Annotated in this window: 18 protein-coding genes; all 18 read left to right on the top strand. The window is 44.6% G+C overall.

The genetic code is table 11. From position 1 onward, the window contains the following. The first annotated feature begins 247 nt into the window (after positions 1–247). The 18 genes from spoVT to cysK all read left to right on the top strand — a co-directional run bounded on the left by spoVT (position 248) and on the right by cysK (position 18293). Positions 248–784, top strand: coding sequence for a stage V sporulation protein T (gene spoVT, locus ACFSCZ_RS07095; protein WP_380773133.1), 537 nt, complete (start codon positions 248–250; stop codon positions 782–784). A gap of 136 nt (positions 785–920) precedes the next feature. Continuing rightward, positions 921–2519: a putative polysaccharide biosynthesis protein gene (locus ACFSCZ_RS07090; protein ID WP_380773132.1), complete on the top strand. Its 1599-nt coding sequence runs from the start codon at positions 921–923 to the stop codon at positions 2517–2519. Next, positions 2516–3979: a bifunctional methyltransferase/pyrophosphohydrolase YabN gene (gene yabN, locus ACFSCZ_RS07085; protein WP_380773131.1), complete on the top strand. Its 1464-nt coding sequence runs from the start codon at positions 2516–2518 to the stop codon at positions 3977–3979. The genes ACFSCZ_RS07090 and yabN overlap by 4 nt, the downstream gene beginning before the upstream one ends. Before the next feature lie 21 nt (positions 3980–4000). Beyond that, on the top strand, positions 4001–4267 hold the full coding sequence (locus tag ACFSCZ_RS07080) for an RNA-binding S4 domain-containing protein (protein WP_380773148.1): 267 nt from the start codon (positions 4001–4003) through the stop codon (positions 4265–4267). A 67-nt stretch (positions 4268–4334) separates the two neighbouring features. Beyond that, a complete protein-coding gene (locus ACFSCZ_RS07075) occupies positions 4335–4661 on the top strand; it encodes a YnfA family protein (protein ID WP_380773130.1) in 327 nt (108 codons plus the stop codon). Between the two features lie 83 nt (positions 4662–4744). Continuing rightward, positions 4745–5050, top strand: a complete 306-nt coding sequence (yabP, locus tag ACFSCZ_RS07070; protein ID WP_380773129.1) for a sporulation protein YabP — start codon at positions 4745–4747, stop codon at positions 5048–5050. Next, positions 5047–5667, top strand: coding sequence for a spore cortex biosynthesis protein YabQ (yabQ, locus tag ACFSCZ_RS07065; RefSeq protein WP_380773128.1), 621 nt, complete (start codon positions 5047–5049; stop codon positions 5665–5667). Before yabP ends, yabQ begins: the two co-directional genes overlap by 4 nt. An 11-nt stretch (positions 5668–5678) precedes the next feature. Continuing rightward, positions 5679–6086, top strand: coding sequence for an FtsB family cell division protein (locus ACFSCZ_RS07060; RefSeq protein ID WP_380773127.1), 408 nt, complete (start codon positions 5679–5681; stop codon positions 6084–6086). 89 nt (positions 6087–6175) lie between these two features. Then, on the top strand, positions 6176–6574 hold the full coding sequence (locus ACFSCZ_RS07055; RefSeq protein WP_380773126.1) for a S1 domain-containing RNA-binding protein: 399 nt from the start codon (positions 6176–6178) through the stop codon (positions 6572–6574). A 509-nt stretch (positions 6575–7083) separates the two neighbouring features. Continuing rightward, positions 7084–9573, top strand: a complete 2490-nt coding sequence (gene spoIIE, locus ACFSCZ_RS07050) for a stage II sporulation protein E (protein WP_380773125.1) — start codon at positions 7084–7086, stop codon at positions 9571–9573. A gap of 117 nt (positions 9574–9690) precedes the next feature. Continuing rightward, positions 9691–10428, top strand: coding sequence for a vWA domain-containing protein (locus ACFSCZ_RS07045; protein WP_380773124.1), 738 nt, complete (start codon positions 9691–9693; stop codon positions 10426–10428). Next, on the top strand, positions 10397–11341 hold the full coding sequence (locus ACFSCZ_RS07040; protein WP_380773123.1) for a protein kinase domain-containing protein: 945 nt from the start codon (positions 10397–10399) through the stop codon (positions 11339–11341). The genes ACFSCZ_RS07045 and ACFSCZ_RS07040 overlap by 32 nt, the downstream gene beginning before the upstream one ends. Positions 11342–11398: 57 nt before the next feature. After that, complete coding sequence (gene tilS, locus ACFSCZ_RS07035; RefSeq protein WP_380773122.1) at positions 11399–12847, top strand: tRNA lysidine(34) synthetase TilS; 1449 nt, start codon at positions 11399–11401, stop codon at positions 12845–12847. Then, positions 12844–13392, top strand: coding sequence for a hypoxanthine phosphoribosyltransferase (gene hpt / locus ACFSCZ_RS07030; protein ID WP_380773121.1), 549 nt, complete (start codon positions 12844–12846; stop codon positions 13390–13392). The genes tilS and hpt overlap by 4 nt, the downstream gene beginning before the upstream one ends. A gap of 102 nt (positions 13393–13494) precedes the next feature. After that, complete coding sequence (ftsH, locus tag ACFSCZ_RS07025) at positions 13495–15489, top strand: ATP-dependent zinc metalloprotease FtsH (RefSeq protein ID WP_380773120.1); 1995 nt, start codon at positions 13495–13497, stop codon at positions 15487–15489. A gap of 103 nt (positions 15490–15592) precedes the next feature. Then, positions 15593–16357 carry a type III pantothenate kinase gene (locus ACFSCZ_RS07020; RefSeq protein WP_380773119.1) on the top strand — a complete coding sequence of 255 codons (765 nt, stop codon included), beginning with the start codon at positions 15593–15595 and terminating at the stop codon, positions 16355–16357. A 16-nt stretch (positions 16358–16373) separates the two neighbouring features. Next, on the top strand, positions 16374–17258 hold the full coding sequence (hslO, locus tag ACFSCZ_RS07015; RefSeq protein WP_380773117.1) for an Hsp33 family molecular chaperone HslO: 885 nt from the start codon (positions 16374–16376) through the stop codon (positions 17256–17258). Between the two features lie 108 nt (positions 17259–17366). Continuing rightward, positions 17367–18293, top strand: a complete 927-nt coding sequence (cysK, locus tag ACFSCZ_RS07010; RefSeq protein WP_380773115.1) for a cysteine synthase A — start codon at positions 17367–17369, stop codon at positions 18291–18293. Positions 18294–18767: the final 474 nt, after the last annotated feature.

Below are 18767 nucleotides of genomic sequence, written 5' to 3'. Positions count from 1 at the left end.
TATGCGGAGCCTTGTAACATGTTGTTATGCTTCTTTTTCATCAAAAGTCAGTAAAAAAAAAGAAATTTGTCCAAAAAAGAACAGTTTATGAATAGAACCGATTTTTTTGAAAGATACTAATTCCAATAACACAGGTAAAGATTTGAAAAAGTACTTACAGGTAATCCAACAGGCTGCCCCAGGGTGCCATCGAGTTCTTTTTTGGATATTCCGGAAAATCATCTGATGAAAGAGAGGCAACTTTGTAATGAAGGCAACAGGAATAGTTCGTCGTATTGATGATTTAGGAAGAGTTGTAATACCAAAAGAAATTAGGAGAACCCTCCGGATTCGTGAAGGGGACCCGCTTGAAATTTTTGTAGACCGGGAAGGGGAGGTTATTCTTAAAAAGTACTCCCCCATTAATGAATTGGGTGACTTTGCAAAAGAATACGGTGAAGCATTATTCGACAGTTTAGGAAGTTCTGTTTTGATTTGCGACAGGGATGCGGTCATAGCGGTCGCAGGCAGTTCAAAAAAAGATTACATGAATAAAAATAACAGTGAAATGATTGAACAGGTTATGGCGAATCGCTCCCCCAAGCTGGAAACAAATGCGGGAAGCATCTCCCTTGTCGAAGGATTTGAAGAGGAGATTGCTTCGTACGCAATTGCTCCAATCATCGCCAGCGGCGATCCAATTGGTGCCGTCATTATTTTCTCCAAAGATAAGGCTCTCGGTGAAATTGAGCAAAAATCAGCAGAAACAGCAGCAAGCTTTTTGGCAAGGCAAATGGAATCTTGAATAAATCCTATTAACCCGCACGGGCCTTGGTATTTCCAGGCCCGTTTCCCTTTTCTGTGTAAAACCCGGCTCCTTCCATCTCTCTGATATGTTATAATGTCTACCGATAAATTTATGCAGAAAGGCGAGGGAGAGCTTGCCGGACGATTCACAACAATGGATGAAAGGCGCTGTTATTTTAACAGCAGCTGCTATGATGATAAAGGTTTTAAGCGCTGTCTACCGCGTACCGTTTCAAAATATCGTAGGTGATACCGGTTTTTACATATATCAGCAAGTCTATCCTATATACGGTATTGCTGCTGTCCTGGCAGCCTCTGGTTTTCCTGTAGCCATTTCCCGGATTGTTGCGGAAAAAGGAGCAGACCCCAACGGCGGGTCAGAACATCTGCATAAAATTCTGCAGACAGCTTTTTTCGTTTTATGTCTGGTAGGAACCGGTTTGTTTCTTCTTGTGTTTTTGGGAGCGGGGACGATCTCCCGGTGGATGGGAGATCCATTGCTTGCTCCGGTGATTCAAGTAGTCGCTTTCTTCTTTTTATTCCTTCCATTCCTTTCCTTATGGCGGGGGATTTCACAAGGGGTTGGAAATATGGCGCCGACAGCCATCAGCCAGTTCATTGAACAGTTGATCAGGGTGGCGGCTATTTTAATCGTTTCTTATCTTTTGGTTAACGCCGGCTTTTCTCTATATGATACAGGCAGAGGTGTGTGGGCAGGTGCCTTGGCAGGGGGCCTGGCAGGCATGGCGGTTCTTGGCATTTTCATTAAAAAGAGTAAAAAGCGTCTATTGGTTTCACTGCCGCTGCTCTCTATTCAAGAACTGGCCTCTACCGGAAAAACATTGCTTACCCACGGTGTTGCCATCTGTTTCAGCGGATTGCTTCTTATTTTGTTTCAATTGGTTGATTCACTGAATCTATATTCTCTGCTTGTCCAATCAGGCTTTGGAAGTGAGGATGCAAAATCGTTAAAAGGCGTGTTTGACCGCGGCCAGCCATTGATCCAGCTGGGGACAGTTGCAGCGGCATCCTTATCTCTCGCGCTTGTTCCGGCTGTAACGGCGGCATGGATCCAGGACAACCAGGAGATCTTGCAAAAAAAAGTGAGCACCTCCCTTAAAATCAGCATGACAGTCGGCCTGGGAGCGGCTGCAGGGCTGATAAATATCATTCGGCCGGCCAATATTATGCTGTTTCAAACAGGTGATGGATCCGCAGTGTTAGCCGTGTTGGCAGTGTCCATTTTTTTTGCTTCAATCATTATGACGGTATCCGGTATTTTGCAGGGGGTCGGAGAGGTTATGTCGCCAGCCAAGTATATTATGGTTGGTGTGTTAGGCAAATACATAGGGAATCTCCTGCTTGTTCCCGTTTATGGAACAATGGGTGCAGCATTGTCCACAGTTATGGGGCTGTTTGTGGCATGTCTGCTTATGTTATGGAAGCTTAACACCGCTTTTTCCATTCTGTCTGAACTTAGGCATTCTTTTATTCCCCTGGCTGCATCTGCTGTTGCCATGACGGCTGTTCTCCGTGTATGGCTGTTTATTTTTGACCTATTCGGGACGGACGGAAGGCTTTTTCAAACGGCTGCATCATTAACAGGGGTTGTGGTTGGAGGAAGCGTCTACCTAATGGTCTTGATGCGAACCCGCTTGTTTACCGATGAAGAAATCGGCCATATACCCTATGGATCCAAGCTCGCAGTATTTGGAAGGAGGAAAACGGGATGAATACAATTCGGATTGCCGGACTGGGTGCAGGAGATCTTAACCAGCTGCCTCTTGGCATCTATCATCTGTTAAAAGATGCGGACCCGCTGTTTTTAAGAACAAAAGAGCATCCGGTAATAAAAGAACTGGAAAAAGAAGGGCTAGCCTATCGTTCTTTTGATGATATTTATGAAAAGCATGGCCAATTTGACGCTGTTTATGATGAGATTGCCGAATGGCTATTTAAAGAAGCGGCCAAAGGCGATATTGTTTATGCAGTTCCGGGGCATCCGATGATTGCGGAGCAAACTGTCCAGCTGCTGTTGGAGAAAAGTACAGAGCGGAACGTAAACGTAATTATCGTGGGAGGGCAAAGTTTCCTCGATGCTTTAATTACTGCTGTCCGGTTGGATCCGATTGACGGTTTTCAACTGTTGGATGGAACGATGCTCAAGCGGGAAGATATACAAATCCGCCAGCATCTCATCATTGCACAGGTGTATGACCAGATGGTCGCTTCTGATGTCAAACTGACCTTAATGGAAAAATTCCCGGATGATTATGAAGTTACAGTAATAAAGGCAGCAGGAAGCGCAGCTGAAGAAATCCGAAAGATACCTTTGTTCGAGTTGGACAGGCAGCCCTTCCTGGATAATCTAACAAGTGTTTATGTGCCTCCCGTTTCTACAAGGGAACAGGCCATGAGAGAATTTTCAACACTGAGGGACATAATTGCCTCGTTGCGCGGACCCGGCGGATGTCCTTGGGATCAAAAACAAACCCATCTTTCTTTAAAAAAGTACTTAATCGAAGAGTCTTATGAATTGCTGGATGCGATTGACCGGGGTGATACCGACCATATGGTTGAAGAGCTGGGAGATGTTCTTTTACAGGTAATGCTCCATTCGCAAATCGGCGAGGATGAAGGCATGTTTTCCATTGATGATGTGATCGAAGGCATCTCGGCAAAAATGATCCGCCGTCACCCTCATGTATTTGGTGAGGGAGAGGCTGATCGGGCGGAGGATGCAGTGATCAATTGGGAGCAGATCAAGGCTGCGGAAAAAGGAAAACCAGCAAGAGACATCTCTCTCCTTGAACAGATTGAAATAGGCCTCCCTGCACTCCTCCGAGCGTATGAAGTACAGAAAACAGCCGCAAAGGTTGGTTTTGATTGGGGAAACGCAGAAGAAGCAATGGAAAAAGTAAAGGAAGAAACAAAGGAATTTGAAGAAGAACTGGCGAAAGTAGACAGGAAGACCCAATTGGAAGAGATGGGAGATTTGCTGTTTGCAGTTGTCAACGCAGCCCGGCTGGCAAATATCCATCCGGAAGAAGCTTTGCAGGCGGCCAATGAGAAGTTCTATAGGCGGTTTTCTTTTATAGAGGAAAAAGTAAAACATAGCGGACGCCCGTTCAATGACTATTCTCTCGAGGAACTGGACCGTTTTTGGAATGAAGCGAAAAAACAAGGAAAATAGTAGGTGAATGCATTGTCAACGATGAGGCTGGATAAATTTTTAAAAGTATCACGGCTGATCAAAAGACGTCCTCTAGCAAAGGAAGTAGCAGACAAAGGACGAATTACGATTAATGGCCAGCAGGCAAAGGCAAGCTCCAACGTCAAAGTTGGTGACGAGCTTTCGATTCGTTTCGGACAGAAAATTGTGACTGTCCAAGTGGAAGAACTGCAGGAATCCACGAAGAAGGAAAACGCAGCTCATATGTACCGCCTGCTGAAGGAAGAGCGGGTAAAGGAAGAAGAGTAAGGCTGGAGATCGGGTGCAGACAATACCGCACTCGATTTTTTATTGATGTATAAGGGAAGTGAACTGTATGTTATATGCAATGATTCTATTTATTTTAGCCGGGATCGCAGAAGTGGGAGGAGGCTATTTGATCTGGCTTTGGCTTCGTGAAAGCAAATCATTTTACTTGGGAATTGCCGGCACAGCCGCATTATTTTTGTACGGGGTCATTGCCACATTTCAGGCATTTCCGAGTTTTGGACGGGTATATGCAGCGTACGGCGGCGTATTTATAGTGGTCTCCATACTGTGGGGATGGTGGATTGATAAGAAGACGCCGGATATGTACGACTGGGCCGGTGCCTGCATTTGTTTGGCCGGTGTAGCCGTCATGCTTTTTGCCCCCCGTCATTGATGCAGTCCGTATGGCTTGTTCTACTTATCTTCTCTCAGGCATATACATATATCAAAATCGGTACGAAAAAGAGGGGATGAAGAATGAGCCAATACTATGATTCGAACCAAGCCGGCAAAGGAACGGGACCTGATCATGACCTGGTAATGCGGGGACGAAGATTAATTGATATTACTGGAGTCAAACAAGTAGAGAGCTTTGACAATGAGGAGTTCCTGCTGGAAACAGTTATGGGCTTCCTGGCTATTCGCGGGCACAGCCTGCAAATGAAAAATTTGGATGTAGACAAAGGCGTCGTGTCGATCAAAGGAAAGGTTTATGACATTGTCTACCTTGATGATCACGACGGGGGGAAAGCTAAAGGATTCTTTGGCAAGTTGTTTAAATGAGTCTTCCAGTTCAATTTTATACATTGATGTCCATGATCGGTATGGGCATTGCCTTTGGTGCCATGCTCGATACGTATCAGCGATTTTTAAAAAGAGGGACCCGAAAGAGTTGGATCGTCTTTCTGAATGATCTCCTGTTTTGGTGTATTCAAGGGATTATCATCTTTTACGTGCTTTTTCAGGTAAATTTCGGAGAGCTGCGATTTTTTCTTTTTCTTGCCCTTCTTTGCGGTTTTTCGGCCTACCAGGCATTGTTTAAGCAGGTCTACCAAAATGTACTGGAAACGTTAATCCGCCTGGTCGTTCACACGGCTGGACTGATCTATAAAATGGTTTATTTCATGGTGTACAAGCCCCTGAAGGGGTTGGTTCTCATCGTGGTCTCCATCCTCCTTTATGTATATGGGCTTTTATTGGCCCTTGTAAAAATTGCCTGGAAAGTGGTAAAATGGACTTTGAAGACTGTCTTTAAGCCGTTTACATGGATTTTAAAAAGAATCATCCCCACATCAGTCACAAAGTTTGTCATTCAACTGCGAAAAAAAATGGCAGGATATTTAATAAAAAGCAAGAATACAATGATCAAAGTATTAAGCAGGATTCACAAAAAAAGGTAGGAGGTTTATGGATGGGTGCCAAACCAGGACGTACCGTTACTACACTGGAAAATAACTATACGATAGAGCAAGAAATCGCCGCACGCTCTGCAGCCCGAAGGAAAAAACTGCTGATCCGCCGCCTATCCGTGTTTTTTGTGTTTTCTCTTTTGGTCTGTACCTTGCTTATATCTACTCTGGTTTCAAGGGAGGCTGCTCTAAAAGCGAAAGAAACCGAAAAAGCAAAGGCTGAAGAACGTTTGACCGAGCTTGAAAAACAGCAATTAAGGCTGGAAAACGAAATTGTCAAATTGAATGATGATGAATATATAGCCAAGCTGGCCAGAAGTGAATACTTTCTTTCTGATAAAGGGGAAATTATCTTTAATATTCCAAAGGAAAAAGAAAAGGAAAAAAAAGAAGAGAAAGAGAAGGATTAAATCGGGCTCATATTGACACTTTTTTTTCAATTTCGCTATAATATAAAGTAAGGATTTTTGTAAACACTTTAAGGAGGATAAATTTTTTTATGTCGATTGAAGTAGGCAGCAAGGTACAAGGTAAGGTTACTGGCATCACTCATTTTGGGGCGTTTGTAGAGTTGCCCGGAGGCTCGACAGGACTTGTTCACATCAGTGAAGTGGCTGATAATTATGTAAAGGATATCAACGAACATCTTAAGGTTGGCGAAGAAGTGCTTGTCAGGGTCCTTAATGTTGAAAAGGATGGAAAGATCGGGCTGTCAATCCGCAAAGCCAAAGATCAGCCGCCTGCCCGTCCCAGACAGGGAAGAGGGAATGATTTCCGTTCAAAAGAAAGTTTTGAGCAAAAGATGAACCGCTTCTTAAAAGAAAGCGAAGACCGCTTATCATCATTAAAGCGACACACCGAGTCAAAACGAGGTGGCCGCGGCTCCAGAAGAGGATAACTTGCTGTCTAATTGGATAATAGAAAGCGGAGGCGACTTGCACAGCCCCGACAACCTTAAGACGAGTGTTGAATAGGGCGTAGTTGGGCTAAACAGCACTTGGCTTATGACCTCGAGGGCTAGGCACCGCAGCCGTACAATGGAAAAGCGTAGGACGGCTGCCAGGTGCGGCAAGCGCTGGAGAAAAACCGGCGAAGGCGCCTGTTTTTTGAAGAGACCTCGAGCCGCCGTTCGCAGCTGGACAATAGTAAGGCAATTTCAGTCTGCTAACGGGCCGGAGAGTTTATATTTATATAGACATAAAGCGAAGGAACGATCCCAACGTTCTCTTCGCTTTTTTACTTTCCCCGTTCTTCTTGCGGTGTTTCGACGTTTCTGGCTGATTGCTTCTCTTATTGCCCTATTTAGTCGAACGAATTTTGCATACACGCACTTAAAAGTGACAAAGTTTTATGTTCTGCCGCTCTATAATGAGAACCAATTATAGATTGCGGGGGAGAGATGTACCTATGGAAAAAGGAGATCAGAGTATCGTCGAATCCGTCGGCACAGCTGAATTGAAAAGTACTGAATTTGACATTTCCAACGGGCTGAGAAGATTACGGCAGAAACTGGAGGTCGTACTTTTCCAAAAAGGTCTGGCGTTGCTGATTGTAAGCTTTCTTCTTGGACGGGCATTGATTTTATCACAGTTGACTCCATTTGCTCTGCCGTTCTTTGCTGCTATTTTTATGACCAGAAGAAAACATGCACCCCTTGTATGGTTTGGTCTGCTGGCAGGGTCCCTGACGAATTCCATCAGCCATACCCTATTTATCTTTTCTATCTGTTTCGTCTTTCTTATCAGTTTTCGCCTCTTGGAAAAACTCCATAGTGTACCGATGAAGGCAGTTCCCTACTATGTATTTTTCATTTCTTTGTTCACAAAGCTTATATTTATTTACGCCGGCAATGGACAAACCCTCTCAAACTATGATGCTTTGATGGCAGCCGTTGAAGCGGGTCTCTCATTAGTCCTTGTATTCATCTTTATCCAAAGCATTCCGTTTTTGACAACGGGTAAAAGAGCCAAAGCGCTGAGAACGGAAGAAGTGATCAGTCTGATCATTATGCTGGCTTCTGTATTGACTGGAACAATTGGCTGGACCCTTTATGATCTGTCAATCGAACATATTTTAGCCCGATATCTCGTCATTCTGTTTGCTTTTACAGCAGGTGCAGCAGTCGGGTCCACAGTCGGAGTAGTTACAGGCCTGATTTTTAGCCTGGCCAGCATGTCGAGCTTTTACCACATGAGTTTACTTGCTTTTGCCGGCCTTCTCGGGGGGCTGCTGAGAGAAGGCAGACGCGTCGGAACCGCCGCGGGTCTCCTCGTAGCGACGTTGCTCGTAGGAATTTATGGCGAGGGCAGCGGTGTACTGATGGTAACGATGTATGAATCGTCCATTGCTGTCATTCTATTATTTTTGACCCCTTTGACTTTAATAGAAAAATTGGCGCGCCATATTCCGGGTACTGTGGAATATGCCAAGGATCAGCAACAGTATGCCAGAAAGGTGCGGGACATTACCGTGAGAAGAGTGGAGCAGTTCTCTACAGTATTTGAAGCGCTGTCAGACAGTTTCTCGCAGCCTGAAAAATGGAAAGAATCTACTGATGATGAAGAAGAGTTTGACCTGTTTTTGAGTAAAGTTACTGAAAAAACGTGCCAGACGTGTTTCAGAAAAAATAAATGCTGGGGAGAGAACTTTGATAAAACATATGATTTGATGAAACACATTATGCATGAAATTGATGAGGACAGCGGCCTGCTTCCGAAGCCTGTCTATCGCAAGCTGGAAAAACATTGCAATAAGGCAGACAGTGTAAGAAATGCCATTCATCAGGAACTGGCAGTATATCAAGCAAATCAAAAGTTGAAAAAGCAGGTTCAGGAAAGCAGAAAGCTTGTAGCTGAACAGCTTCTCGGTGTATCGGAGGTGATGTGTGACTTTGCAAAAGAAATTAAGCGCGAGCAAAACAACCATCATAAACAGGAAGAAATGCTCCTGGATGCTCTGCAGGACTTCGGGATAGATATTGAATACGTAGAAATCTATAACCTGGAAACCGGGAGTATCGATATTGATCTGATGGTCCCCAACTGGTATGGGAATGGGGAGTGTGAAAAACTGATCGCTCCGCTGGTTTCTGACATTATGGAGGAAACAGTTGTAGTCCAGAATAAAGAGGATCCAGATGATCCGAGCGGATTTCATTATATTACGCTTCGATCAGCCAAAGCTTATGTTGTAGAGACCGGGGTGGCTCACGCTGCAAAAGGAGGGGGTTTTCTTTCAGGAGACAGTTATTCGACCGTCGAATTGGGTGGAGGTAAATATGCCCTTGCCATCAGCGATGGGATGGGAAATGGGGAAAGGGCCCATAAAGAGAGCAATGAAACTTTAAAGTTATTGCAAACGATTCTGCAATCAGGAATAGAAGAAAAGGTAGCGATTAAATCCATTAACTCCGTTCTTTCTTTGAGGACGGATGATGAGGTTTTTTCAACACTGGACTTGGCTCTGGTGGATTTGCAGACCATAGAAGCCAAATTTTTAAAGATCGGTTCCACGCCCAGCTTTATAAAAAGGGGAAATAAGATTAAAAAAATCGAATCCGGCAATTTGCCGATCGGAATTTTGGATGAATTTGATGTGGACGTTGTCACGGAGCAGCTTCGCGACGGAGATTTGATTGTTATGATGAGCGATGGAGTTTTTGAGGGGCCTAAGCATGTTGAAAATTATGAGTTATGGATGAAGAGAAAGCTGAAAGAACTGCAAACAGATGATCCGCAGGCCGTTTCTGACTTGATTATGGAAGAGGTGATCAGAACCCGTTCGGGAATGATTCCGGACGATATGACGATTGTTGCGGCCAAGATCAAACGCAATATCCCGAAATGGGCAGCTATTCCTGTCAGGAAAAAAAGAGCCAGACTTTCGGGTGCAAGTTAGAAGAAGTGTTTGATACCCCGGAATGTTTTGCCTACTGTATAAAAATCTCCTGTTCCGTCGAGGATGATAACATCTCAAACGGCTGTGGGGCCGCGTACGGAAATGGAGGAGAAGATCATGAAAAAAGGCACATTAAAGCAGATTCTATTAATTACGGACGGATGCTCCAACAAAGGAGAAGATCCGGCAGCCATGGCATCGCTCGCACAAGAGCAGGGAATCACCGTCAATGTGATTGGGGTGCTGGATCGTGACACGTTGGATGAGAAAGGACATGCTGAAATAGAAGAGATCGCATTGGCGGGAGGGGGGATCAGCCAGGTAGTTTATGCAGAACAACTGTCTGAGACGGTTCAAATGGTAACGAGAAAAGCCATGACCCAAACATTGCAGGGGGTCGTAAACAGTGAATTGAAACAAATTTTGGGAAGTGAAACTTCAATAGAAGAACTCCCTCCTGACCAGAGGGGAGAAGTGATGGAAGTCGTGGATGAATTAGGTGAAACTTCCAATCTTGAAGTTCTTGTACTGATTGATACAAGTGCAAGCATGACATTTAAGCTGCCGACAGTAAAGGAAGCGCTGCTTGATCTGTCACTAAGTTTAAATGCGCGGCAAGGCAACAATGCCTTTTCCGTGTATGTATTCCCCGGGAAAAGAAAAGACGTGCAGAAATTGCTTGACTGGACTCCTCAACTGGATAAGCTGACGGGAGTATTCCCTAAATTAGCACCAGGTGGCGTTACGCCCACAGGCCCTGCTCTAAGGGAAGCTGTTTCAGCTTTTCAGCCAAATCGATCACTGAGGGGGCGCTTGTCTAGAGATGAAGAATCATTCCTGGATGAAACAATGTAACGTTCCCCCAGGAACGCTCGTAACCGGCAAGTGGCACAAACAGCGGTACAGAGTGGTGAAGAGGCTTGGCAGCGGAGCCAATGGTGTCGTGTACCTTGCTAAAGGCAAAGACGGCTACTCGGCGCTTAAAATGAGTGATGACAGCATGTCCATTATGGCGGAGGTCAATGTGCTCAAAGCTTTTTCACAGGTCCAGGGGCCGTCCCTTGGACCTTCTTTACTGGATGTGGATGATTGGGAACAACCCGCCGCTGCACGGGCTTTGCCTTTTTACGTAATGGAATATATAGAAGGACCTGTTCTTCTTGATTTTATTAACAATAAAGGAAGTCATTGGAGTGCAGTCTTGATTGTCCAGCTGCTTGACATTTTAGACCAGATGCACAGGCAAGGATGGGTTTTTGGAGATTTGAAGCCGGAAAATTTAATTGTATCAACCCCTCGTACCAGGATCCGCTGTATTGATGTGGGAGGGACGACGAAACAAGGGCGTTCAATCAAAGAATTTACTGAGTTTTTTGATCGGGGCTATTGGGGATTAGGTTCGCGGAAGGCGGAGCCTTCTTACGATCTTTTCTCAACGGCTATGCTGATGATCAATTCGTATTATCCATCCCGTTTCGTGAAAAATGGAAATGGTTTAGAGCAACTGCACCATATGATCCGAAAAAATTCCGGCTTGCTTCAATATGAGAGAGTTTTACATAAGGCACTTGAGGGAAAATACAGAAGTGCAGCTGAAATGAAAAATGATTTGCTGGGTATATTATCTGCTCCCCGATCAAGCAGGAAAACGCAGGCCAAAAGCAGACAGGGGCATGGTAAGAAAAAAGGATCGATGATTGAGACTGCAGGTGTTCTTTTTATTACTACTTTTTTATATGGCCTGTACATTTACTTATTTTTGCTTTAGGGAGAAAAGTTCCGTGTGGTTCTGTATAAAAGATGGTAAAATAGAGAAGATATTTGAGTGTTTTTTACATATAAGAGCAAGGGAAAAGATGGTGAGATGCCAGGTTTTAATACAAAAATCATGAGCTTCATAGAAAAACACGGACTTTTGCGCCGTGGGGACTTTGTAGTGGCAGCTGTGTCCGGAGGGCCGGATTCTATGGCCATGCTTGATTTTTTGGTCAAAAGACAGGATATGTATGGCATCCGTCTTGCTGTGGCACATGTGGACCACATGCTCCGGGGAGAGGAGTCGGTTCAGGATCTCGAATATGTACGATCCTATTGTGACCATTATGGATTGGAACTGAAGGCAGCGTCCATAGATGTCAAGCAAAAGATGAAGTTGGAACAAACAGGGATGCAGGAAACAGCGCGTAAGTATCGCTATCGATTTTTTGCCTCTGTCATGGAGGAATTAGGTGCTAATAAACTGGCAGTTGCACAGCATGCAGATGATCAAATGGAAACCATACTCATGAGATTAACTAGAGGAAGCAGTGGAAAGGCAAGAGCAGGAATGCCTCCGCTTCGGGCTTTTGCCCGCGGGAAATTGATTCGTCCGCTATTAGGTGTAACAAAAGACGAAATTAACGACTACTGCACATTTCATCAATTGCATCCGCGAATGGACCCCAGTAATGAAAAACCGGCTTATACACGCAATCGTTTTCGTATGGATGTCTTGCCGGTCCTCAAACGTGAAAATCAACAAGTTCATGAACATTTCCAGCGATTCAGCGAGGATTTATTGGAAGATGAAGCTTATTTGGAAGCGTTGGCTGAGCGGGAAATCAGGACAATATCAAGGTTTGGGGAGAAGGAAGTTCATTTGGATATCCCTTCCTTTTTGCAAATGCCTTTGCCTTTACAAAGGAGGGGTATTCATCTAATATTAAGCTATCTTTATCAGAAAAAAATACCCTGCGTAACGTCTGGGCATGTACAATTGGTTGGAAAGCTTCTGAATGGAGAAAACCCTTCAGGGAGGCTGGATCTCCCGCTTGGTTTACATGTAGTGCGTTCTTACCGGAACTGCATTTTTACTTTTGTCTCTATGAATCAGGAGACTGGATATACATTTGAATTACGTCCTGGTCAGAACATTTTACTGCCGGACGGAGGGAAAATTGGATTAAAAATAAATAACGAACTTCCTTCAGCGGGCGGTGACTATATCATACTGCATCAAAATGAAGTAAAGTTGCCGCTTATTGTACGGACCCGGAGACCGGGAGACCGGATCAAGGTGAAAGGCATGAACGGAAGGAAGAAAGTAAAAGATCTGTTTATCGATGAAAAAATTTCTCGTTCCCGGCGGGACAGCTGGCCGATTATCACCGATCAGGAAGGCCAGATCCTATGGATTCCCGGCTTGAAAAAATCCGTTTATGATATTGGACCTCAATGCCACGGCCATCAATATATCTTGTATTACACAACCTCTGGGGGGCAACAAAGCCAATGAGAAATGATATTGAAAGAATATTGATTACCGAAAAGGAAATTGAAGAAAAGATTCAGGAGCTGGGCAGGCAGCTGACAGAAGAATATGAAGGAAGGTTTCCGCTTGCGATCGGCGTGTTAAAAGGTGCAATGCCTTTTATGGCAGATCTGCTGAAAAAAGTGGATACCTATCTGGAAATGGACTTTATGGATGTCTCCAGTTATGGCAATTCAACAACTTCATCAGGGGAAGTGAAAATTTTAAAGGATTTGAACACACCTGTTGAAGGCCGAGACCTTCTGATTATTGAAGATATTATCGACAGCGGGGTAACATTAAGTTATCTGGTGGATCTGTTCCGCTACCGCAAAGCCAAATCAATCAAAATTGTTACTCTTTTGGATAAGCCGGAAGGAAGAAAAGCAGATATCAAGGCAGATTACGTAGGTTTTGTTGTTCCCAACGCCTTTGTGGTCGGTTACGGTCTTGATTACGCCGAGAAATACCGAAACCTGCCTTATATAGGGGTTTTGAAACCAGAGGTGTATGGCAATACTGAAAGCTAAAAACAATGGAAAATTGGCAGCAGGGTTTTATTGTAAATCTCAAAATGACTGTGATACTATTGTATACTGTATATAGTTTTTTACCGCGGGAGGAGGCTAGGGATGAACCGGATCTTTAGAAATACCATTTTTTATCTACTTATCTTTCTCGTTCTCATCGGTATTGTAAGCTGGTTTAACAATGGCAATGAGACGACACAAAATATATCGTATAAAGAGTTTGTTTCACACCTGGAAAACGGGGAAATTAAAGAATTTTCCATACAGCCTGAGAGAGGCGTCTATGAAGTGATCGGCCAATTGGAAGGCGCTGAAGAAGGCGAATATTTCATGACCTATGTCATGAACAATCCCGAAATGCTTGACAGGATTGATGCAGCTTCATCGGAAGTGGAGGTTATGCCGGCCAAAGAAACGAGCGGTTGGGTATCGTTCTTCACCACCATCATTCCATTTATTATTATCTTTATCTTATTCTTCTTCTTGCTGAACCAAGCACAGGGCGGCGGCAGCCGTGTCATGAACTTTGGTAAAAGCAAGGCCAAACTGTATAGTGAAGAGAAAAAGAAAGTCCGTTTTAAAGATGTAGCGGGCGCGGATGAAGAGAAACAGGAATTGGTGGAAGTCGTTGACTTTTTGAAAGACCCGAGAAAATTCTCAGAGCTGGGAGCACGTATACCAAAAGGGATCCTGCTTGTAGGACCTCCAGGTACGGGTAAAACGTTGCTAGCCAGGGCGGTTGCCGGAGAGGCAGGCGTACCGTTTTTCTCAATCAGTGGTTCGGACTTTGTAGAGATGTTTGTCGGTGTCGGTGCTTCAAGGGTGCGTGACTTGTTTGAAAACGCGAAAAAGAATGCACCTTGTATGATTTTTATTGATGAAATTGATGCGGTTGGACGACAGCGCGGCGCTGGTCTTGGCGGAGGTCACGACGAACGTGAGCAGACTTTAAACCAATTGCTCGTTGAGATGGACGGCTTCGGCGAAAATGAAGGAATTATTATTATCGCGGCAACCAACCGTCCGGATATTTTGGATCCTGCCTTGTTGCGACCTGGTCGTTTCGACCGTCAAATAACGGTTGATCGCCCGGATGTGACAGGAAGAGAAGCGGTTTTAAAAGTTCATGCAAGGAATAAGCCGCTTGATGATTCGGTTGATTTAAAAGCCATTGCTATGAGGACCCCCGGGTTCTCCGGAGCAGACTTGGAGAACTTGTTGAATGAGGCGGCGCTCATTGCTGCCAGACGAAACAAGAAGTCGATTGATATGTCTGATGTGGATGAAGCGACGGACAGGGTGATCGCCGGTCCGGCTAAGAAGAGCAGAGTCATTTCCGATAAAGAAAGAAATATTGTGGCATACCACGAAGGCGGGCATACGGTCATCGGGCTTGTCCTTGATGAAGCGGATGTTGTCCATAAAGTAACCATCGTTCCAAGGGGACAGGCGGGCGGTTATGCAGTCATGCTTCCTAAAGAGGATCGCTACTTTATGACGAAGCCGGAGCTCCTGGATAAAATCACCGGGCTTTTGGGCGGACGTGTTGCGGAAGAGATTGTTTTTGGAGAAGTATCTACCGGTGCTCACAATGACTTTCAGCGAGCAACGAATATTGCCCGCAAAATGGTTACCGAATACGGTATGAGTGAAAAACTTGGACCGCTTCAATTTGGCCAGACACAGGGCGGACAGGTGTTCCTGGGCAGGGACTTGCATAATGAGCAGAATTATTCCGATGCCATTGCATTTGAGATTGACCAGGAAATTCAACGGATTATTAAAGAATGTTATGCCCGTGCCAAAGAAATTTTGACAGAGCATCGCGATCAGCTGGAAGTCATTGCTCAAACTTTATTGGAAGTTGAGACGCTCGATGCTGAACAAATTAGAAGTCTGTTTGATACGGGGAAATTGCCGGAACGTTCGGGTTCATCTGCAGGAACCGACAGTGAAGAGCCAAAGGTGACACTTCAGCCGAAGGATGAGAACGAAGATCCATTAGCGATTGAAGAGAAACGTCCGGATGATCCACTGGGTTCTGCTGAAGATCATGTTGATCGGACGAAAAATACAGATCCGGATAAAAAAGAATAGATGATGAAAAAGACGCCGTTGCGGTGTCTTTTTTCTTTTGTGGCAAATGGTATTAATGGTATGATGTGTGAAGAAAAAAGTCTAGTTAAAGTTGGTGAAGAGGTTGATTTTTGTTCTGGATGTCGGTAATACCAATACGGTCCTTGGCGTGTATGACCGTGACACGCTGAAATATCATTGGCGAATAGAGACAAACCGCCATAAAACAGAAGACGAATATGCCATGATTATCAAGGCGTTATTTGAACATGCAGGGATCGGTTTTGAACATATAAAAGGAATTATTATTTCTTCGGTTGTTCCTCCCATTATGTTTACGATGGAAAAAATGTGTAAACAGTATTTTAAGGTCAAACCCCTAATAGTTGGACCTGGAATTAAAACCGGCTTAAATATAAAGTATGAGAATCCCCGGGAAGTAGGGGCGGACAGGATTGTAAATGCAGTGGCTGGCATCCATGAATATGGAAGCCCGCTGATCATTGTAGATTTCGGTACGGCAACAACCTTTTGCTACATAAATGAAAAATCTGAGTATACGGGCGGGGTCATTGCACCAGGTATTGGAATTTCAACTGAAGCGCTGTATTCCAGGGCTGCCAAGCTGCCACGCATTGAAATTGCACACGTTGAAGATATTATCGGAAAAAACACTGTAACCTCTATGCAGGCCGGAATTTTATACGGATTTGTAGGGCAAGTTGAAGGTATCGTAAAACGGATCATGGAGAAAAGTAAAGAGAAACCGACTGTTATTGCTACGGGAGGGCTTGCCAACCTGATTTCATCCGAAACCGACATGATTGAGGTCGTTGATCATGATTTGACTTTAAAAGGATTGCACCTGATTTACAAAAGAAATATTTAATAAAGAGGTGGACTGAATGAGTGATTATTTAATAAAAGCATTGGCATATGACCAGAAGGTCCGTGCTTATGCGGTCAACAGTACAGAAACCATTGGAGAAGCCCAGAGGAGGCACCAAACTTGGCCCACTGCTTCCGCAGCCCTTGGCAGAGCGATGACTGCGGGAGTCATGATGGGGGCGATGCTGAAAGGTGAAGAAAAATTGACAATTAAGGTGGAAGGCGGCGGGCCGATCGGAGCCATTATAGTGGATGCAGATGCGAAAGGAAATATACGGGGATATGTGTCCAATCCAAAAGTCCACTTTGATTTAAATGAAAAAGGCAAGCTGGATGTGCGCCGGGCGGTGGGTACAGACGGAATGCTGTCCGTCGTGAAGGATATTGGCCTCCGGGAGCATTTTTCGGGTCAGGTACCAATCGTTTCCGGGGAACTTGGAGAAGACTTTACTTATTACTTTGCTACATCGGAACAAACGCCGTCTGCAGTAGGTGTTGGTGTGCTCGTAAATCCGGATAATACAATAAAGGCGTCCGGCGGCTTTATTATTCAACTGATGCCCGGTACTGATGAGGAGACGATCAGCAAGATCGAGGAAAGTATCACACAGACACCTCCTATTTCCAAACTGATCCAAGATGGTTTGACTCCTGAAGAGATCTTGAATCGCCTGCTCGGTGAGGAAAATATCAGGATTCTTGAGAAAATGCCTGTAAAATTTGAATGTAATTGTTCAAAAGAACGGTTTGGCCGGGCAATTCTTAGTTTGGGCAAAGAAGAAATTCAGGATATGATCATAGAGGATGGCAAAGCGGATACTCAGTGCCATTTTTGTAACGAGGAATACCGCTTCTCTAAAGAAGAGCTGGAAGAGATTTTAGAAGAAGCTAACAGAGCTTAGGTTAGCTATAGTAATTTTGGGCCGATATTTTCGTTGACAGCAGACCGGTAAAATGATAATTTTAAATAAACCAATATAAATACTCGGAATTAGAGGTGGAGTGAGAAAATGTCACGAATTGCAAACTCAGTTACAGAACTTATTGGAAATACCCCGATTGTAAAGTTAAACCGCGTAGTAGACGAGGACAGCGCAGATGTGTACGTAAAATTAGAGTATATGAACCCTGGAAGCAGTGTAAAAGACCGGATTGCCTTAGCGATGATTGAAGCAGCCGAAAAGGATGGCAAATTAAAAGAGGGAGACACGATCATAGAACCGACAAGCGGTAATACGGGTATCGGCCTTGCCATGGTATCTGCTGCAAAAGGATACCGCACCATCCTCGTGATGCCTGATACGATGAGTATGGAAAGACGCAATCTTCTCCGTGCATATGGAGCTGAACTTGTATTGACTCCCGGTGCAGAAGGGATGAACGGAGCGATTAAAAAAGCCAACGAACTTGCGAAAGAGCATGGGTATTTCTTGCCCCAGCAATTTGAAAACAGTGCAAATCCAAAAATCCACCATGACACAACAGGAAAAGAAATTGTAGAGCAAATGGGTGACCAGCTGGATGCATTCATTTCCGGAGTCGGAACGGGGGGAACCATTACAGGTGCCGGTGAGGTGCTGAGAGAAAAATATCCTGAAATAAAAATTTATGCAGTGGAGCCTACTGACTCACCAGTGCTGTCAGGCGGTAAGCCCGGTCCTCATAAAATCCAGGGGATTGGAGCAGGATTTGTTCCTCAAGTATTAAATACAGAGATGTATGATGAAGTGATCACGATCACTAATGACGAGTCATTTGAAACCTCAAGAAAGGTGGCTAGAGCGGAAGGAGTCTTGGGTGGAATTTCTTCTGGTGCAGCCATTGCAGCTGCCCTGAAAGTAGCGAAAAAACTGGGCAAGGGCAAAAAAGTGCTGGCCATTATTCCTAGTAACGGGGAGCGTTACCTCAGCACGCCTTTATACCAATTTGAGGATTAATAGAAAAGCGCAGGGCCGCTGCATAGGGGCGACAAGCGCTGGAGGTCCATCCAGTGAAGTCGTACTTTAACTTCATTGGATGGACCGAAGCGACCTCGAGGGGCTAGGCGCTGCAGCTGGACAAAAGAAAAGCGGAGAGCAACGTTTAGCGACGTACAGACTGGACGATTCCTGACGAGATAAAGGAGACACGGTGAATGCCGCAGGCGAGCCGATGTCGACTTATCGTAGGAAGGAAGAGGAAGTCTGCTAGTCGCTGGAGCTCGGAGCTGGACAAAAGAAAAGCGGAGAGCAACGTTTAGCGACGTACTCAATATGAATATAGAAAAGGCAAGTCCAACAGGACTTGCTCAGGCTGTCGAGAAACCCTCGACAGCCTTTTTAATTATTTATAATATTTGTTCTTTCATCGTTTTAATTTGTTAAAATAAAAATAACAAAATATGGCGGTGATAAAGTTGCTCCATACAAAAT

It is taken from the genome of Siminovitchia sediminis (assembly GCF_042680885.1).
Taxonomy (GTDB): domain Bacteria; phylum Bacillota; class Bacilli; order Bacillales; family Bacillaceae_C; genus Siminovitchia; species Siminovitchia sediminis.
This window is presented reverse-complemented; position numbering and strand designations above follow the sequence as displayed.

Coding starts and splice junctions, on each gene's coding strand:
- ACFSCZ_RS07060 (WP_380773127.1), top strand. CDS start 5,679: ATGGGTGCCAAACCAGGACGTACCGTTACTACACTGGAAAATAACTAT.
- ACFSCZ_RS07055 (WP_380773126.1), top strand. CDS start 6,176: ATGTCGATTGAAGTAGGCAGCAAGGTACAAGGTAAGGTTACTGGCATC.
- ftsH (WP_380773120.1), top strand. CDS start 13,495: ATGAACCGGATCTTTAGAAATACCATTTTTTATCTACTTATCTTTCTC.
- hpt (WP_380773121.1), top strand. CDS start 12,844: ATGAGAAATGATATTGAAAGAATATTGATTACCGAAAAGGAAATTGAA.
- ACFSCZ_RS07080 (WP_380773148.1), top strand. CDS start 4,001: ATGAGGCTGGATAAATTTTTAAAAGTATCACGGCTGATCAAAAGACGT.
- hslO (WP_380773117.1), top strand. CDS start 16,374: ATGAGTGATTATTTAATAAAAGCATTGGCATATGACCAGAAGGTCCGT.
- ACFSCZ_RS07040 (WP_380773123.1), top strand. CDS start 10,397: ATGAAGAATCATTCCTGGATGAAACAATGTAACGTTCCCCCAGGAACG.
- spoVT (WP_380773133.1), top strand. CDS start 248: ATGAAGGCAACAGGAATAGTTCGTCGTATTGATGATTTAGGAAGAGTT.
- cysK (WP_380773115.1), top strand. CDS start 17,367: ATGTCACGAATTGCAAACTCAGTTACAGAACTTATTGGAAATACCCCG.
- spoIIE (WP_380773125.1), top strand. CDS start 7,084: ATGGAAAAAGGAGATCAGAGTATCGTCGAATCCGTCGGCACAGCTGAA.
- yabQ (WP_380773128.1), top strand. CDS start 5,047: ATGAGTCTTCCAGTTCAATTTTATACATTGATGTCCATGATCGGTATG.
- yabN (WP_380773131.1), top strand. CDS start 2,516: ATGAATACAATTCGGATTGCCGGACTGGGTGCAGGAGATCTTAACCAG.
- yabP (WP_380773129.1), top strand. CDS start 4,745: ATGAGCCAATACTATGATTCGAACCAAGCCGGCAAAGGAACGGGACCT.
- ACFSCZ_RS07075 (WP_380773130.1), top strand. CDS start 4,335: ATGTTATATGCAATGATTCTATTTATTTTAGCCGGGATCGCAGAAGTG.
- ACFSCZ_RS07045 (WP_380773124.1), top strand. CDS start 9,691: ATGAAAAAAGGCACATTAAAGCAGATTCTATTAATTACGGACGGATGC.